Genomic DNA, 14,943 nt, shown 5'->3' with positions numbered 1-14,943 from the left:
ATTCAGTACGTACATGTATCGTAAAGGACGCACGGGATCGGATGCTGTGCACAGGATGTGAACCTGCGAGAGTGAGCAGAGGAGGCTTTCATGACGACACCACCGACGCGCAGCCGCGAGAACACGCGCGCTCGTCTGCTGGACGCGGCGGCGCTGGTCTTCGCCGAAGTCGGGCTGGAAGGCGCGACCGTCGAGGTCGTCTGCGAGCGCGCTGGCTTCACGCGCGGAGCGTTCTACTCCAACTTCGAGTCGAAGGACGAGCTCTTTCTCACTCTCGCCGGAACCGTTGCGGAAGCCCGGCTCGGCGCGGTGCGTGAGCAGGTGACGGCGCTGGCGGCCGACGGTGCGCTCGAGCGGTACGAGCCGGTGGAGCTCGTGCAGCGGATCATGGATGCCAGTGGCGATGACCGTCTGAGCGTGATGCTGATGAGCGAGATCCGCATTCGCGCGCTGCGGGATCAGGCATTCGGTGCCGCATTCCTCGCGCAGGAGCACGAGATGGTGGCGAGCATCTCCGAGATCATTCGCGAGATCGTCGATTCAGGCGCGATCACGCTGCGGATGGACCCGCAGCTCGTGGCGCGCGTGCTGATGATCGTGTGGGAGGGGATGGCCGTCCGCGGTGCGATGGCCGGCGAAGACGACACCCAGTTGCATGACACCAGTGGCGAGGCGATCGGGCGTCTTGTGCAGGTTCTGATGGCCTGAAAGGGCCCCATCGCCACGGGTCGTGTGCGTCGCTCGCGTCAGTTCGCGGCCAGCAGCGCGTGGCAGCGCGTCAGCCGTGCACGCCACCAGTCCTGCCGGTCGGCGGGTGCGGCTAGCCGGTCCAGCGCGGCAGCATCCGGAATCACGCGTGCAACCGACACCGACCCGCCCACCGCACGCGCGTCGGCGACGTCGTCGGCGAACAGCGACGCCGTCCCCAGTCCGCAGTCGAAGTCGAGAGCGGGAAGGGATGCTGCCAGAGCTGCGCCCTGCGAAAGTCCGATTGCGGTGTCGAGGGCGCTCGAGACGACCGCAGGCAGACCGGTCTCGGCGACGATCGACAGCGCTCGTCGAATGCCGCCAAGCGGCTGCGCCTTGATGACGATGAGGTCGGCTGCCTTGGCCTCGGCGACGGCGAGCGGATCGGTGGCCTTGCGGATGCTCTCATCCGCTGCGATGAGGATTCCTTTGTGCTTGACGCGGTAGCGCAGCTCGGCGAGCTCGGGAACCGTGGCGCAGGGCTGCTCGGCGTACTCGATGTCGAACTCGGCCATGGCATGGATGGCGTGCTCGGCCTCGTCGAGATTCCACGCGCCGTTCGCGTCGATGCGGATGCGCCCCTCGATGCCCATGACCTCGCGCACGGCACGGACCCGGGCGATGTCGTCGGCGAGCACCTGGCCGCGTTCGGCGACCTTGACCTTCGCGGTGCGGCATCCGTCGAACCGGGCGAGCACTTGGGCGACCTGCTCGGCGGCTATCGCAGGAACTGTGGCGTTCACCGGAATGCGGTCGCGAAGGAGAGCGGGCTGCTCGTTCCAGGCGAAGTCGATCGCCGCGGCGAGCCAGGTCTGCGCCTCAGCATCCGCATATTCGACGAAAGGTGAGAACTCAGCCCAGCCCTGCGGGCCCTCGAACAGCACCGCCTCGCGAACGTCGACCCCGCGGAACCGAGTGTGCATCGGGAGGGCGACGACTCGCGCCGTGTCGAGAATGTCTGCGAGCGGAGGCGTCATGCGTCCATCATGCCGCGTTGGGGTGTGCTTCACGTGCGTTGAGGTGCGCTTCGCGTGCGTTGGTGGCGCTGGCGCGTGGGCCGCGCAGGCGAATAGCGAGCGCACCTGAGCGAGCCGGACCGCCGCTCAAGTCGCAAAAAGTCCCGCTTCGCGGTGCGCGCGGCGGGACTTTTTGCGACCGGAGTCAGTTCGCGGTGACTGATTCCAGGGTGACCGGGGTCTTGGGAGCGCCATCGGGGGCACCGGACTCGGTGCCGGCGGCTGCGATGTCGGCGACGATCTTGGTGCTCGCCTCATCGAGGTGACCGAACACCGTGTACGCCGGCGGAAGCGGGGTGTCGGCGTAGACGACGAAGAACTGCGAGCCGTTGGTGTCCGGCCCGGCGTTCGCCATGGCGAGCGTGCCGGCCTCATACGTTTCTGAGCCGTCGAGCTCATCGGCGAAGGAATAGCCGGGGCCACCGGTGCCGGTTGCTGTGGGGTCGCCGCACTGCAGCACGAAGATGCCCTCAGTCGTGAGGCGGTGGCAGGTCGTGCCGTCGAAATAGCCCTGCTCGGCCAGCGACAGGAAGCTGTTCACGGTGCAGGGAGCAGCATCAGCATCCAGAGTCACCGCGAGGTCGCCCGCGCTCGTGGTGATGGTCGCCGCGACCTCGCCCGACAGGCTGGGGTCTGCATCAGGCGCTGTGACCGGCTTCGCCGACGGGCGCTCGTTGGCGGTCGGGTAGGCGCACTCGCCGGATGCTGCCGGCTGGGTTGCGGCATCCGATGGCTGCGTGGCCGCAGGTTCGGCGGGCGTGGATCCTGGCGTCGAGGCGCAGCCAGTGAGGGCGAGCGCCGCGCCGATGCTCGCGACGAGCAGCAGTCGGCGAAGGCGGGATGGACGGGTGACGGATTCGAAGAGCGAAGGCACGCGACGATCGTACGCGAGCGTGCACAAGAGCCCGCTGACAGCCGGTTCGGCAGAAAGCGGCAATAGGCTGGTGCCGTGACCAACGCATCTGTTTCCGACTTGTTCGATCCGGCCGAGTGGATGCTGGCGCCCGGCGCCGACGCGTACACCGACATCACCGCCCACGTCTCGAACGATGGGCGCATCGCCCGCATCGCATTCGATCGTCCGGAGGTGCGCAACGCTTTTCGGCCGCACACCGTCGATGAGCTGTTCCGTGCCCTCGACGGCGCCCGTCAGGATCCGCGCATCGGCGTGGTGCTCCTCACCGGCAACGGGCCGAGCGCGAAGGACGGCGGCTGGGCATTCTGCTCCGGCGGAGACCAGCGCATCCGCGGCCGCGACGGTTACAAGTACTCCGATGAGGCCGACGCCGTGCAGGATCCCGCCCGCGCGGGACGCCTGCACATCCTCGAGGTGCAGCGGCTGATCCGCTTCATGCCGAAGGTCGTCATCGCGGTGGTCCCCGGGTGGGCAGCCGGCGGCGGGCACTCGCTGCACGTGGTCTGTGACCTCACGATCGCGAGTGCCGAGCACGGCCGGTTCAAGCAGACGGATGCCGATGTCGGCAGCTTCGATGCCGGCTACGGGTCGGCGTACATGGCACGCCAGACCGGCCAGAAGTTCGCCCGCGAGGTGTTCTTCCTCGCCGAGGAGTACTCGGCGGAGCGCGCTCTGCAGGCAGGCGCTGTCAACCGGGTCGTGCCGCACGCCGAGCTGGAACGCGAGGCGATCGCGATGGCGCGCACCATCCTCACCAAGTCGCCGACGGCGATTCGGATGCTGAAGTTCGCCTTCAACGCGGTTGATGACGGGCTGATGGGCCAGCAGGTGTTCGCCGGTGAGGCCACGCGTCTGGCGTACGGCACCGATGAGGCCGTCGAGGGCCGCGACTCATTCCTCGAGAAGCGCGAGCCCGACTGGTCCCCTTACCCCTGGCACTACTGACCACTCTGATGCCCGGACCCATGAGGCTGCATCCGATCGACGCCGACGACCCTCGGGCCGTGCGCGCGGCGCTGCCGGCTGCGCTCGACGGCATCCGCCCACTGGCGCTCGGTTTCATTCCAGGACCCGACGATGTCGTTCCGGACGGAACCGCCGCCGTGGTCGCTACCTCCGGATCGTCCGGTGTGCCCAAGCGCGTGATCCTCAGCGCCGACGCGCTGCAGGCGAGTGCGTCGGCGACAGCGTCGCGCATCGGTGACGGCCAGTGGATGCTGGCGCTGCCCGCCGGCTACGTCGCCGGGCTGCAGGTGCTGGTGCGATCGCTGCTCGCCGGCACCGATCCGACGTTCGTCGATGGCCGGCTAACCCCAGAAGCTTTCGTCGAGGCAACCCCGCAGGCTGCCGGCGATGACCTCTACGTCTCGCTCGTCCCCGCCCAGCTGGCCACCTTGATCGATGCGGCGGATGCCGATCCGGCGGTCGTGGCGGCGCTGCGCGCGCACCGCGCGATCCTCGTCGGCGGGCAGGCGCTCTCCGACAGCATCCGGATGCGCGCCATGGACCTGCGCGTGCCGCTCGTGCACACCTACGGATCCAGCGAGACCAGCGGCGGCTGCGTCTACAACGGTGTGCCGCTGGACGGTGTGCGGGTCGCGCAGGTCGATGACGAGCTGCGCATCAGCGGACCCATGCTCGCCAGCGGCTACCTCGGAGACCCGGCGCTGACCGACCGCATCTTTATGACAGACGACCAGGGCGAGCGCTGGTACCGCACCGGCGATCGCGGATTCATCCTCGACGGTGAGGTCGAGGTGCACGGCCGGCTCGACAACGTGATCGTGTCGGGCGGCATCAACATCTCGCTCGACCGGGTGGAGCGCATCGTGCGCACAGTTCCGGGGCTCGAGCAGGCGGTCGTCCTCGGTATGCCCGATGAGCGCTGGGGAGAATCGTCGATCATCTTCGCCACCCCGGCAAGCGGCGACGGCAGGCGGATGCTGGACGACGCGCGAGCGCGCGTGGCAGCCGAGATCGGCAAGCACGCCCGCCCGGTGCAGCTGGAACTCGGCGACGACATGCCGATGCTGGCATCCGGCAAACCTGATCGCGAGCTGCTGCGCCGAATGATCCACGACGTGCCGCCGCCCCCGGACGGCGACTCCGGCGACACCACCCCGCGCTCGCGTCCCATCATCATCGACTGACGCACGCGGCTCCTCAGAAGTGCGTGCGGATGCCGGTGTTCGGCCGGTCTTCTGCGCCGCCCGCCCCGGTTGTGAGGAGTTGTGCACGCGATCGTCCCGGCAATCCCTGCCAGACTGACGCGCATGGCCGTCTACACGCACGGGCACCACGATTCGGTGCTGCGCTCGCACAACACCCGCAACGTCGATAACTCGGCGGCGTACCTCGCCGAGCACCTCACGGCCGACACTCGACTGCTCGACATCGGTGCCGGCCCTGGCACGATCTCCGTCGATTTCGCCAGCCGTGTTTCGCACGTCACGGCCACGGAGATCAACGCGCAGGCGCTCGCGCTCTCGCAGAAGCTCGCCGCCGAAACAGGCGCGACGAATACCAGCTTCTCGATCGAAGACGTGCACTCGCTCGGCTGCGCTGATGACAGTTTCGACGTCACGCATGCGCATCAGGTGCTGCAGCATGTCGGCGACCCGGTGCAGGCGCTGCGCGAGATGCGGCGGGTCACCAAGCCCGGCGGACTGGTCGCCGCACGCGACGCCGACTACGCGGGGTTCATCTGGTTTCCGCTGCTGCCCGAGTTGGATGAGTGGCTGCAGCTGTACCGCGATGCGGCACGGGTGAACGGCGGAGAACCGGATGCCGGCCGGCGCCTGCTGGCCTGGGCGAGGGCTGCGGGGTTCACCGACGTCACCGCGACAGCATCCACCTGGTGCTACGCGACCGATGCGGAGCGGCAATGGTGGGGCGGGATGTGGGCCGACCGCATCCTGCACTCGGCCCTCGCGGCGCAGCTGCTCGACACCGGCATGGCGACCCGGGAGCAGTTGCAGAGGATCAGCGAGGCGTGGCGCGCGTGGGCCGACGATGGCGACGGGTGGTTTCTGGTGCCGCACGGTGAGGTCCTCTGCCGAGTGTGATTCGCGGCCTCTGCTCGACTCGAGTTCGGTTCGCGTGTCGCATGTGGTCGCTTCAGGGCGCCGGATGCGGCGATTCGGGGCACGCGGAGCGTGAGGCGTGACGCGCGCCGAAGCCCGAGACAGACAACCAGAGACAGACAGCCCCAGATACATCTCGCGGCGGATGCCGGCTACCCACGCCGTCCCGTAGCGTGAAGACGTGATTCGCCCCGTACCCCCGCATCTGCTTGTGCTCGACATCGTCGGGGCAGTGCTCGGTCTGGTGATCACTGTGCCGCTCACACTGGTGGTTGCCTCGAACACGGTGAGCGGCTGGCTCGTCGACTCGCGCGTTGCGATCGGGCTGTACATCGTGGTTGGCGTGATCCTCTGGGCCGCCGCCGCGATCACTCGGCTGTCTCCACCGCTCGCGCTCGGACTCGCCTGGGTGGGAGCGCTGCTGCAGATGGCGGGCGGTCTGTGGCCCGGGCTCATCGACGTCGCCATCTTCGGCGTGCTGTTCGGCGCAAGCGCCTGGGGCTCAAGACGCATCATGTGGATGGGCGGCGCATCGGTGCTCATCGCCGGAGGAGTCGCCGGACTGTATGTGCCGATCGTCACCGGGGTTGCGCCATCCAGCGATCCCGCGGCCCAGTGGCAGAACATCGCCATCGGCATCCTCATCGCCGTCACCGTCTTCTTCGCGCTCGCGCTGTCGTGGGGCGCTGGCCTGCTCTGGCGCAGCGTGCGGCGCGGTCGCACCACGCGCGAAGCTCAGCTGCGGGCCGAGGCCGTAGCCGCGGAAGAGCAGGAGCGCGTGCGCATCGCCCGCGACATGCACGACGTCGTCGCGCACTCACTGGCAGTCGTGGTCGCGCAGGCCGATGGTGCGCGCTACGCGGCATCCGCTCACCCCGAACTCGCGCAGGAAGCCCTCGGCACGATCGCGCAGACCGCGCGCAGCGCGCTGTCGGACGTGCGGATGCTGCTCACCCAGCTGAGACACCGCCAGGGCGACGGACCGCAGCCGACGCTGGCCGACCTCGAAACCCTGTTCGCGCAGGTGCGCCACGCCGGAATCGAACCGCGTGTCACCGTCGATCCGATGCCCCCGGGCGAGCCGCCGGCGGCGATCCAGCTGGCCGTCTACCGGATCCTCCAGGAGGCGCTCACGAATGCGCTGCGACACGGCGAGGGCGGGGTCGATGTGCGCCTGTCATGGTGGTCGGATCGGGTCGAGATCGAGGTGCGGAACGCGGCCGGCGAGGCGGCGGTGGGCACCGGCCCCGGCTACGGGCTGGTGGGAATGCGCGAACGCGCGCAGCTCACGGGCGGTACGCTCGTGGCCGAGCGGGATGCCGGATGCTTCGTCGTCACCGCGACGCTTCCGATCGGCGCTTCGCCCCCCGCAGCCGCCGGATGACCACCGCAAGAGGAGACAGATGATCAGGGTCGTGCTCGTCGACGATCAGGCGTTGTTCCGCGCCGGCATCCGCATGCTGATCGCCTCGCAGCCCGACATGGATGTGGTCGGCGAAGCAGGCAACGGGCAGGAGGCTCTCGACGTCGTCGCGCGGACGGCGCCCGATGTCGTGCTGATGGACATTCGGATGCCGGTGATGGACGGCCTCACCGCCACCGCCCAGCTGCTGAAGAAGGCCGACCCGCCGCGCGTGGTGATGCTGACCACGTTCGACCTTGATGAGTCCGCGGCGCGGGCGATCCAGCAGGGCGCCAGCGGCTTTCTGCTCAAGGACGCCGAGCCCGAATTCCTGCTCGCCGCGGTTCGCACGGTCTATGCCGGATCGAGCGTGATCGCAGCATCCGCCACCCGAGAGCTGTTCGCGCACTTCACTCAGGCGACGACGCCGGTTCCGCCGGAGTACGGCGACCTCACCGACCGTGAGCGGGAGATCTTCGCGCTCGCCGCGAGGGGTCTGTCGAACTCTGAGATCGCCGCCCGCGAGTACCTCAGCGAGGCGACGGTGAAGACGCACATCAGCCGCATTCTCGCTAAGTTGTCGCTGCGCGACCGGGTGCAGCTGGTGGTCTTCGCGTTCGAGCACGGCCTGGCCTGATCGGCTGGGCCTCACCGGCCTGGCCGGCCCCGCCCGACCGGACCCGCCCCGAAACTCCGTACCCCTGCACGGATGCAGGGAGTTTGTACGGATGGAGGTCATTTTGACGGCGTTTCTCCCTGCATCCGTTTTTTCTCTCGCCATCCGTGCGCGGGCTGGAAGGTCGGCGGCCGGAGAGCGGGTCGGATGCCGCGGATCATCCTGCCGATGTACGCGAGATGATCCGCTCGGGCGATGTGCGGGGCGGATGCCGAGAAATAGCGTCGATGACATGGAGATCACCACCTCAGACCTCGGCCTCGCCGCCCGCGTTCAGCACCTGACCAAGTCATACGGCGCGGGCGCCGCGGGCGTGCGAGCACTCACCGACGTGAGCGTCGGCATCCGCCGCGGCCAGTTCACCGCCATCATGGGCCCATCTGGTTCGGGCAAGTCGACGCTCATGCACATCATGGCTGGACTCGACACGCCCACCGACGGCCGCGTGTGGATCGGCGACACCGACATCACCGGCCTCGGCGACCTCGAGATGACGGTTCTGCGTCGCCGCCGGGTCGGGTTCATCTTCCAGGCGTTCAATCTCGTGCCGACGCTCGATGCGCTGGCCAATATCCTGCTGCCGTTCGACCTCGATGGTCGCCGACCGAGCGCCATCGAGCGCGCCCGCATCGACGGCCTCATCGAGCGCCTTGGACTCGCGTCGCGACTGACCCACCGCCCGCATGAGCTCTCCGGCGGACAGCAGCAGCGCGTCGCCATCGCCCGTGCGCTCGCCACCGCCCCCGACCTCGTCTTCGCCGACGAGCCCACGGGCAACCTCGACTCCGCTTCTGGCCGCGAAGTGCTGCAGCTGCTGGCGACCGCGAGTCGTGATCACGGTCAGTCGATCGCGATGGTGACGCATGATGCCGTCGCCGCCAGCCACGCTGACCGGGTGCTGTTCCTCGGCGATGGCCGGATCGTCGCAGACCATCCTCGCCAGAGCGCCGAGCAGATCGCCGCATACATGCTCGCTGCGGACGTGGCCGCATGACCGCGCTCGTGGCCGGCTCCGTCGGCCCCGCCCCCGCCTCCGTCGACGTCGATCGTCCCCGAGTCGCGAAATTCGCGTGGCTGCGGGATCGCGGCATGGGGGCCAGCATCCTCGTCGCCGCACTCTCTGCCGCGTTCGGTGTCGGTCTCGTCGAGATCACTGCCTACATCGGCGACTACCTGCAGGCGGACTCCTTCATCGGCCGCAGCGAGACGCTCGCGATCGTGGTCGGCATCCTGTCCTTCCTGCTCACAGCTGTGGCGATGTATGTGGCAGCGACCGTTACCGCCAACACCTTCTCGACCATCGTCGCGGGGCGCACCCGGCAGATCGCGCTCATGCGGCTCATCGGGGCATCCGCGCGCTCGCAGCGGGCGGAGGTCTCGGGCCAGGGACTGGTCGTAGGCATTGTCGGAGCCGGCCTCGGGCTCGTCTCCGGGGTGCTGCTCTCCTGGGTCGGGATGCTGGTCGGCAGCCAGTTTCTCGAGGGAGCGCCCGAAAATGCCAGCATCCTCCAGGCCGCTGTTCTGCTTCCGGCCGTCGGGGTCGCGCTGACCACCTGGCTCGCCGCCTGGATCGGCTCCCGCCGGGTGCTCGCGGTGACTCCGCTGCAGGCTCTCGGCGGCTCCGTTGAACGGAGCCATGCAGAGGTGGCAGGCCGTCCGGCTCGCCACGTCGGTGCGCTCGTGCTGCTGGGCGTCGGCATCGCGCTGCTCGTGCTGGGTGTGCTCGCGGGCCTCGTCTCGCCCGTCGGTGTGGTCATCGCGTTCGCTGGCGGGGTGTTCTCGTTCACCGGGCTTTCCCTCGGCGCGACGCTGGTCATGCCTCCGGTTCTGCGGCTCGTCGGGCGGCTGTTCGGCCGATCGGCGACCGCACGGCTGGCAGCCGAGAATGCCCTGCGCTACCCCGAGCGCTCCAGTCGAATGGCGATGGGGGTGGTGATCGGCGTCACCCTCGTCACGATGTTCGCGGTCGCGCTGGAGTCGACGAAAGTGCTGCTGAGCCGTCAGATGGAAGAAGGCGAGGCGGCAGGGAGCTTCGCCGCGCTCGACGGTTTCGCCGCGGTGATGATGGTGCTCGTGGCGGTGTCGGCCGTGATCGCCGCCGTCGGTCTCGTCAACCTGCTGACGATCGGGGTCGTGCAACGTCGCCGCGAGCTGGGGCTGCTGCGGGCGATCGGTCTGACCGGTGTGCAGGTGCGCAGGATGGTGCTGCTGGAGGCGCTGCACATCACCGTGGCGGCGACTGTCACCGGTCTGGTTCTCGGCATCGGATACGGCTGGGTCGCGGCGCAGTCGCTGCTGGGATCTGTTCCGGTGCTGCCCGACTATGAGCCGGCCGGGATGGTGTACCCGGCCGTGCCATGGCTGCCGGTCGTGATCATCGTCGTCGCGACTGCGGTGCTGACGGTCGTCGCCGCGGTCGCCCCGACCCGACTTGCGACGCGCGTCGCGCCCGTGGAGGCGCTGGCGGCCGACTGAGGCTTGGACCGTCTGCGGCGACCCCTTCGCGCCACCCTGGCACGGACTCTGGCATCGCACCCTGGCACGGATGGCGGGAGTTTGTACGCTTGGCAGGCGACACGCCGCGGAATCTCCTGCCAGTTGTACAGACTCCCGCCGTCCGTGCGCGGGGTGCGCGGGGTGCGCGGGGTGCGCGGGGTGCGCGGTATCGGGGGCGGAATAGGCTGGTTGGATGCCATCGCCGTTCGCGCAATCGTCCTATCAGGTCCGCTTCGAATGGGGCTCCGCCGGGCTGGCACGCCTCGCCCGCGCGGATGTCATCATCGTCGTGGACGTGCTGCGATTCTCGTCGACGATGGCGGATGTCATCACAACCGACCGCCGCATCACGCTGGCAGAGGCCGCCGAGTTCTCGAAGAATGGCGGATCGGTGACGGCGACGGCGTCCACCCTCAGTGCACAGTCTGCGGGGAATGCCGAGCCGTGGGAACCGACCGTGCTGCTCGGCAGCATCCGCAATGCTTCCGCCGTCGCACGGGCGGCGATGACCATCCAGGAGAGGCGTGCGGCACGCACCTCGGTGGCCGTCATCGCGGCCGGCGAATTGACGCCATCGGGTGAAGTCCGCTTTGCGGTCGAAGATCAGCTGGGCGCCGGGGCGATCATCGCAGCGCTGACCGATCTCGGCATCGACCATGTGTCACCCGAGGCCGTCGTTGCCGGCGAATCCTTCCGCGCGCTGCGTCGTGCGCTGCGCCACCTGCTCGGAGCGAGCGGATCCGCCCGCGAACTGGCCGATGGGGTGCCATCGACGCAGCACATGCAGGCCGCAGGAGTTCGCCCCGCGACGATCGACGAGGCTGCGGAATTGGACGGGTCCGACACGGTTCCTCAGCTCAGTGGCGACATCTTCGTTCCGTTCGAGTGAGGCCCGTCTTCGGCACCGCGTCGGTTGTTCGCCGCGAGCCGTCGGATGCCAGCCCCAACCCGGCATAGGGTCAGTGCATGAGGTACCTGCCCGCCTTCGTTCTCGACGCCATTCTGGTGCTCATCTTCGCCGCGATCGGACGAGCATCGCACGACGAGAATCCGCTGGGCTTCCTGCTCACCGCGTGGCCGTTCCTCGTGGCACTGGTCGTCGGGCACGTGCTTGCCGCCCTCGTTCCCGCGCGCCCGCGCAGGCCTTGGTCGCTCGGCTGGGGAGTCGTGGTGTGGGTGGTGACCGTCGCCGGTGGGATGCTGCTGCGCGTCGCCTCCGGTGACACCGCCGCGGTGCCCTTCATCATCGTGGCGACGCTCACGATCGGGTTGTTCTTGATCGGCTGGCGGCTGATCACCATGCTGGTGCGTCGCCGCCGGACCGCCCGAGGACCATCCTCCGAACCAAACAGGCACCCGGAAGCAAACGAGTACCCGGAACCGAGCGGGCGGACGGAACGGCGCGACCGCTACGAGCCGACGGCGCCCATCGGAACAGACGGGCGTGCGCAACCGTACGACCCTTCAGAACCAGCAGACCCCATCGAGTCAGCAGACCCCACCGTGCTTTCGGACCCCATCGATCTTTCAGGCCCCACCGAGCCTTCGGACCCCACCGATCCCTCGGAGCGACCCGAGTCCTGACGGCGCCACGCACGTCGTCGCCCGGCAGAGCACGTCTCTGCCCGGCAGAGCACGCCGGCCGGCAGAACACGCTGCCCGCCAGAGCACGCCGCTTTCAGCGCGGCAGCTGTGCGGCGAGGCGATCAGCGGGCGTGATCTCGCGCCGTCGCCACTCGAACAGATATCGGCGATCGAATTTTCGCGAGCACTTCGCGCAGGAGGTCTCGCGCCCAGGACGTCGATGCCGGTAGACGATGTGCCCGGCCGCGCAGGTGCCGATCCACGGGGCGAGCTCGACAGCGGTTTCGCCCTCGTGGGTGGTGCCGCCGACGTAACCGATCTCACGCGCGATCTTCTTCCACGCCGGGCCGTGCGCCGCCATGTGCCCGGCAAGTGCGTGCGCGACTTCGTGCAGCAGCGTCTGGTGGATGTCGTCGTCGTCGAATCGCGCAGCCAGATAGCGCGAGACGCTGATGCGTTTGCGGCGATAGTCGCACAGCCCGGCCCGGCGCTTGGCGTGATCGAAATCGAAAGTCCACGTCTCGTCGAGGTGCATGCTGATCAGCGCCTCGGCCCAGACGCGCACCCGGATCAGATCTGCCATGAGATCAGAGTAGATCTCACCGCCGACATTCGGCGCGAACCCGCGGCGAAAGCGTCGTCGATGCGCTCAGACGAGAACGCCGGATGCTGCCGAGCTGCGCAACTCCGCGGCCTCGATCGCCCGCAGGGCCGTCTCGAGCGCGCTGTCATCGGCGCCGGCCTCGCGGCGCAGGAACAGCGAGCGCTTGAAGCTCTCTCGCGCCTGATCGAAATCGCGTGCCTCGTAGGCGTTCTTGCCATGATGCTGGTGCGCGAACGCGGCGATGCCCGCCCAGCCCTGACCTTCGGCTTCGTTCGCGCAGGTGGCGAGCTCCTGCTCGGCAGCAGCGTGCGCGCCGCGGTTCTGCAGAATCGTGCCGTGCAGCACGCGGGCGCGAAGCACATCCTTGCGCGTGCCCGCCATGCGCGCCTGGCGCACGGCTTCATCGGCCAGTTCCAGCGCCTCATCGAGACGGTCGAGCACTTTCAGCAGCCAGACGCGTTCGAGCAGCGCGGGAAGACTGCGCTGGTTTTCGATCTCCTCGAGGCGCATCATGCACTCTCGCTGATCGACGATTTCACGAAGAGAATCGGGGTCGTACCCTCGGATCATGCTCACGACTGATGCTCCTCTCCGCAGTGTTTTCCCAGTCTGCCCTGCCCGCGTCAGAAGCGACTGAGGCACGCCCTGGCTCGGGCAAGCGAGGCGCATTCCAACCCGAACGCGCTCACACGTTAGGGGTCTTTTGCACACTTGCCGGACGCTTTCCAGCATCCGGTCCTACAACTGGCGTGTCGGCCCCCAGACTGTGCGCCGGCCCAGACTGTGCGCCGGCCCAGACTGTGCGTCGGCGCAAGCGTCGCGTCAGCGCAGAAACAGATTCGCGTCGGGGCGTGGGGATGCCACAGCATCCGCATCTGTGACGATCGCCGCACCGCGCGCGAATGCCGCGACCTCGGCGCCCTGAGCGATCTTCGCGGGGTGCGGGCCGGCAGCCAGCATCCGCGGCAGCCATTCGGTCGGAAGGTCGGTGGCGGATGCTGCCAGCACGAGGTTGCCGAACCGCCGGCCCTTCAGCACCTGTGCGTCAGCCAGCACCGCGACCTCGCGGAACGCCGTCTGCACCGTCGCGACCTGGCGGCGGGCGAAGGCGAGCCCCGGGCTGTCGGCGACGTTCACCAGCAGCACGCCGGTGGGGGAGAGCAGTGCGGCGATCTCCTGATAGAACTCGATGCTGGTGAGGTGTGCGGGCGTCTGCGCACCCGAGAAGACATCGGAGACGACGAGATCGCAGCTGCCGACCAGGGCTGGCGGGAGACGGCGGAGTCCCTCCCTGGCATCCCCGATGCGGATGCGGATAGCCGCGCCACGCGGAAGCGGCAGGTGCTCGCGCACGAGCGTGACCAGCGGGCCCTCCAGCTCGATCACCTGCTGGCGTGAACCAGGGCGTGTTGCATCGATATAGCGCGGGAGAGTCAGCGCCCCCGCACCCAGGTGCACGACGCTGAGCGGTGAGCGCGATCCGCCGAGCTGATCGATGACGGCGCCCATGCGCACGATGTACTCGAAGTGCAGATGCGTGGGGTCATCGAGGTCGACGTGCGACTGCGGTGTTCCATCGACGACCAGCTCGAAGCCGTGCGTGAATTCCGACGGGGCGATCTCGGCCACGCCACCGTGGTCGAGCCGCGCGCGCGGGTTCTCGACATCGCGTCCACGCACTCGTCCCATGGGATCGAGCCTAGAGGTTGCTCGGCGCGAGATCCGGGTCGGTGCTCCATGCCCGGGCGAGGGAGCGCATGCGCAACCCGCGAGCCTGCCAGCTCGCCCACAGCACCGGCCAGAGCAGGGGTGCGGTCGGGCCATCGAAGGTGAGTCGGTCGCGCCAGAGGGTTCGGTGCGGCTGGCCAGGAGCGGGAGAGATGGCCATCTGATGGTCCCAGACAACGAGGCCGCTGAGAGGGCCGGTGAGGGGGATGCCGCTGTCTCGAAAGATCCGCACCTGACCGTCGGGCTCTTCCACGACGCGCTCGCTGACATGAATCAGCTGTCGACCGACCGGGATGCATCCGAACGCCGCGAGCTGCACCGGCACTTCATCGCCGGGAGCCCAGGCCTCGGGAAACCCGGTAGCCTGCACCGCGCGCATCTGCAGCAGGGGCGCATATAGTTGCGACACTGCTTTCGGTGAATGCACGGCATGCCACGCGGTGTCGGGATCGCAGTCGATGGTGAACTTCAGCAGAACGCGCATGCTTCAGTGTCGCAGAGGGTGCCAATACCGCAGCTTCCCGAATTGGTCAAGGACTGAGCTTGCCATGTCGCGATTCTCGGCATATAGTTGGTAGTTGCGCTCGCTTCTCCATGCCCTCATATGGTGGTCGGCATTCGTTGAGTTCACGAGCGCACTTCACTGACGTCCAGGAATCGACCACCCCTCGCACGGGGCACACGGAGGTTA

16 protein-coding genes are annotated in these 14,943 nt (G+C 68.3%); 10 read left to right on the top strand and 6 right to left on the bottom strand.

Features of this window, described 5'->3' with window-relative positions:
* Nucleotides 1-90: 90 nt before the first annotated feature.
* On the top strand, nt 91-708 hold the full coding sequence (locus FM104_RS11810; protein WP_087132446.1) for a TetR/AcrR family transcriptional regulator: 618 nt from the start codon (nt 91-93) through the stop codon (nt 706-708).
* Nucleotides 709-746: 38 nt separating this feature from the next.
* Here FM104_RS11810 and FM104_RS11805 read toward each other — a convergent pair whose 3' ends face one another.
* Both FM104_RS11805 and FM104_RS11800 read right to left on the bottom strand, forming a co-directional pair.
* Entirely contained in the window at nt 747-1,724 is a 978-nt protein-coding gene (locus tag FM104_RS11805; RefSeq protein ID WP_087132445.1) for an o-succinylbenzoate synthase, read from the bottom strand.
* Between the two features lie 184 nt (nt 1,725-1,908).
* Nucleotides 1,909-2,637: a peptidylprolyl isomerase gene (locus FM104_RS11800; RefSeq protein ID WP_256971635.1), complete on the bottom strand. Its 729-nt coding sequence runs from the start codon at nt 2,635-2,637 to the stop codon at nt 1,909-1,911.
* A gap of 75 nt (nt 2,638-2,712) precedes the next feature.
* Here FM104_RS11800 and FM104_RS11795 point away from each other — a divergent pair, with 75 nt between their 5' ends.
* The 9 genes from FM104_RS11795 (at nt 2,713) to FM104_RS16635 (ending at nt 11,920) form a co-directional block, all read left to right on the top strand.
* On the top strand, nt 2,713-3,624 hold the full coding sequence (locus FM104_RS11795) for a 1,4-dihydroxy-2-naphthoyl-CoA synthase (RefSeq protein WP_087132444.1): 912 nt from the start codon (nt 2,713-2,715) through the stop codon (nt 3,622-3,624).
* Nucleotides 3,625-3,644: 20 nt separating this feature from the next.
* Complete coding sequence (locus FM104_RS11790; RefSeq protein WP_087132443.1) at nt 3,645-4,829, top strand: AMP-binding protein; 1,185 nt, start codon at nt 3,645-3,647, stop codon at nt 4,827-4,829.
* A gap of 123 nt (nt 4,830-4,952) precedes the next feature.
* Nucleotides 4,953-5,744, top strand: coding sequence for a class I SAM-dependent methyltransferase (locus FM104_RS11785; RefSeq protein WP_087132509.1), 792 nt, complete (start codon nt 4,953-4,955; stop codon nt 5,742-5,744).
* Between the two features lie 199 nt (nt 5,745-5,943).
* The gene (locus FM104_RS11780) at nt 5,944-7,146 is read left to right on the top strand and encodes a sensor histidine kinase (protein WP_087132442.1); all 1,203 of its coding nucleotides are present in this window, start codon (nt 5,944-5,946) and stop codon (nt 7,144-7,146) included.
* A gap of 19 nt (nt 7,147-7,165) precedes the next feature.
* Nucleotides 7,166-7,801 carry a response regulator gene (locus tag FM104_RS11775; RefSeq protein ID WP_087132441.1) on the top strand — a complete coding sequence of 212 codons (636 nt, stop codon included), beginning with the start codon at nt 7,166-7,168 and terminating at the stop codon, nt 7,799-7,801.
* Nucleotides 7,802-8,072: 271 nt separating this feature from the next.
* Nucleotides 8,073-8,834, top strand: coding sequence for an ABC transporter ATP-binding protein (locus FM104_RS11770; protein ID WP_087132440.1), 762 nt, complete (start codon nt 8,073-8,075; stop codon nt 8,832-8,834).
* A complete protein-coding gene (locus FM104_RS11765; protein ID WP_087132439.1) occupies nt 8,831-10,315 on the top strand; it encodes an FtsX-like permease family protein in 1,485 nt (494 codons plus the stop codon). Before FM104_RS11770 ends, FM104_RS11765 begins: the two co-directional genes overlap by 4 nt.
* A gap of 214 nt (nt 10,316-10,529) precedes the next feature.
* Nucleotides 10,530-11,225, top strand: a complete 696-nt coding sequence (locus FM104_RS11760; RefSeq protein WP_087132438.1) for a 2-phosphosulfolactate phosphatase — start codon at nt 10,530-10,532, stop codon at nt 11,223-11,225.
* A gap of 77 nt (nt 11,226-11,302) precedes the next feature.
* Nucleotides 11,303-11,920, top strand: coding sequence for a DUF3054 domain-containing protein (locus FM104_RS16635; RefSeq protein WP_087132437.1), 618 nt, complete (start codon nt 11,303-11,305; stop codon nt 11,918-11,920).
* 94 nt (nt 11,921-12,014) lie between these two features.
* Here FM104_RS16635 and FM104_RS11750 read toward each other — a convergent pair whose 3' ends face one another.
* The 4 genes from FM104_RS11750 to FM104_RS11735 all read right to left on the bottom strand — a co-directional run bounded on the left by FM104_RS11750 (nt 12,015) and on the right by FM104_RS11735 (nt 14,736).
* Nucleotides 12,015-12,503: a SprT-like domain-containing protein gene (locus FM104_RS11750; RefSeq protein WP_087132436.1), complete on the bottom strand. Its 489-nt coding sequence runs from the start codon at nt 12,501-12,503 to the stop codon at nt 12,015-12,017.
* 66 nt (nt 12,504-12,569) lie between these two features.
* Nucleotides 12,570-13,100, bottom strand: coding sequence for a hypothetical protein (locus tag FM104_RS11745; protein WP_087132435.1), 531 nt, complete (start codon nt 13,098-13,100; stop codon nt 12,570-12,572).
* Between the two features lie 246 nt (nt 13,101-13,346).
* Nucleotides 13,347-14,213 carry a spermidine synthase gene (locus FM104_RS11740; RefSeq protein ID WP_087132434.1) on the bottom strand — a complete coding sequence of 289 codons (867 nt, stop codon included), beginning with the start codon at nt 14,211-14,213 and terminating at the stop codon, nt 13,347-13,349.
* Nucleotides 14,214-14,223: 10 nt separating this feature from the next.
* Nucleotides 14,224-14,736: a hypothetical protein gene (locus tag FM104_RS11735; RefSeq protein WP_087132433.1), complete on the bottom strand. Its 513-nt coding sequence runs from the start codon at nt 14,734-14,736 to the stop codon at nt 14,224-14,226.
* Nucleotides 14,737-14,943: the final 207 nt, after the last annotated feature.

It is taken from the genome of Microbacterium esteraromaticum (assembly GCF_900163815.1).
In the GTDB taxonomy this organism is placed as follows: Bacteria; Actinomycetota; Actinomycetes; order Actinomycetales; family Microbacteriaceae; genus Microbacterium; species Microbacterium esteraromaticum_B.
This window is presented reverse-complemented; position numbering and strand designations above follow the sequence as displayed.

Bases quoted from the DNA above. Each gene is read 5' to 3' on its own strand.
- FM104_RS11810 (WP_087132446.1), top strand. From the start codon at position 91: ATGACGACACCACCGACGCGCAGCCGCGAGAACACGCGCGCTCGTCTG.
- FM104_RS11805 (WP_087132445.1), bottom strand. From the start codon at position 1,724: ATGACGCCTCCGCTCGCAGACATTCTCGACACGGCGCGAGTCGTCGCC.
- FM104_RS11790 (WP_087132443.1), top strand. From the start codon at position 3,645: ATGAGGCTGCATCCGATCGACGCCGACGACCCTCGGGCCGTGCGCGCG.
- FM104_RS11785 (WP_087132509.1), top strand. From the start codon at position 4,953: ATGGCCGTCTACACGCACGGGCACCACGATTCGGTGCTGCGCTCGCAC.
- FM104_RS11775 (WP_087132441.1), top strand. From the start codon at position 7,166: ATGATCAGGGTCGTGCTCGTCGACGATCAGGCGTTGTTCCGCGCCGGC.
- FM104_RS11770 (WP_087132440.1), top strand. From the start codon at position 8,073: ATGGAGATCACCACCTCAGACCTCGGCCTCGCCGCCCGCGTTCAGCAC.
- FM104_RS11765 (WP_087132439.1), top strand. From the start codon at position 8,831: ATGACCGCGCTCGTGGCCGGCTCCGTCGGCCCCGCCCCCGCCTCCGTC.
- FM104_RS11760 (WP_087132438.1), top strand. From the start codon at position 10,530: ATGCCATCGCCGTTCGCGCAATCGTCCTATCAGGTCCGCTTCGAATGG.
- FM104_RS16635 (WP_087132437.1), top strand. From the start codon at position 11,303: ATGAGGTACCTGCCCGCCTTCGTTCTCGACGCCATTCTGGTGCTCATC.
- FM104_RS11750 (WP_087132436.1), bottom strand. From the start codon at position 12,503: ATGGCAGATCTGATCCGGGTGCGCGTCTGGGCCGAGGCGCTGATCAGC.
- FM104_RS11740 (WP_087132434.1), bottom strand. From the start codon at position 14,213: ATGGGACGAGTGCGTGGACGCGATGTCGAGAACCCGCGCGCGCGGCTC.
- FM104_RS11735 (WP_087132433.1), bottom strand. From the start codon at position 14,736: ATGCGCGTTCTGCTGAAGTTCACCATCGACTGCGATCCCGACACCGCG.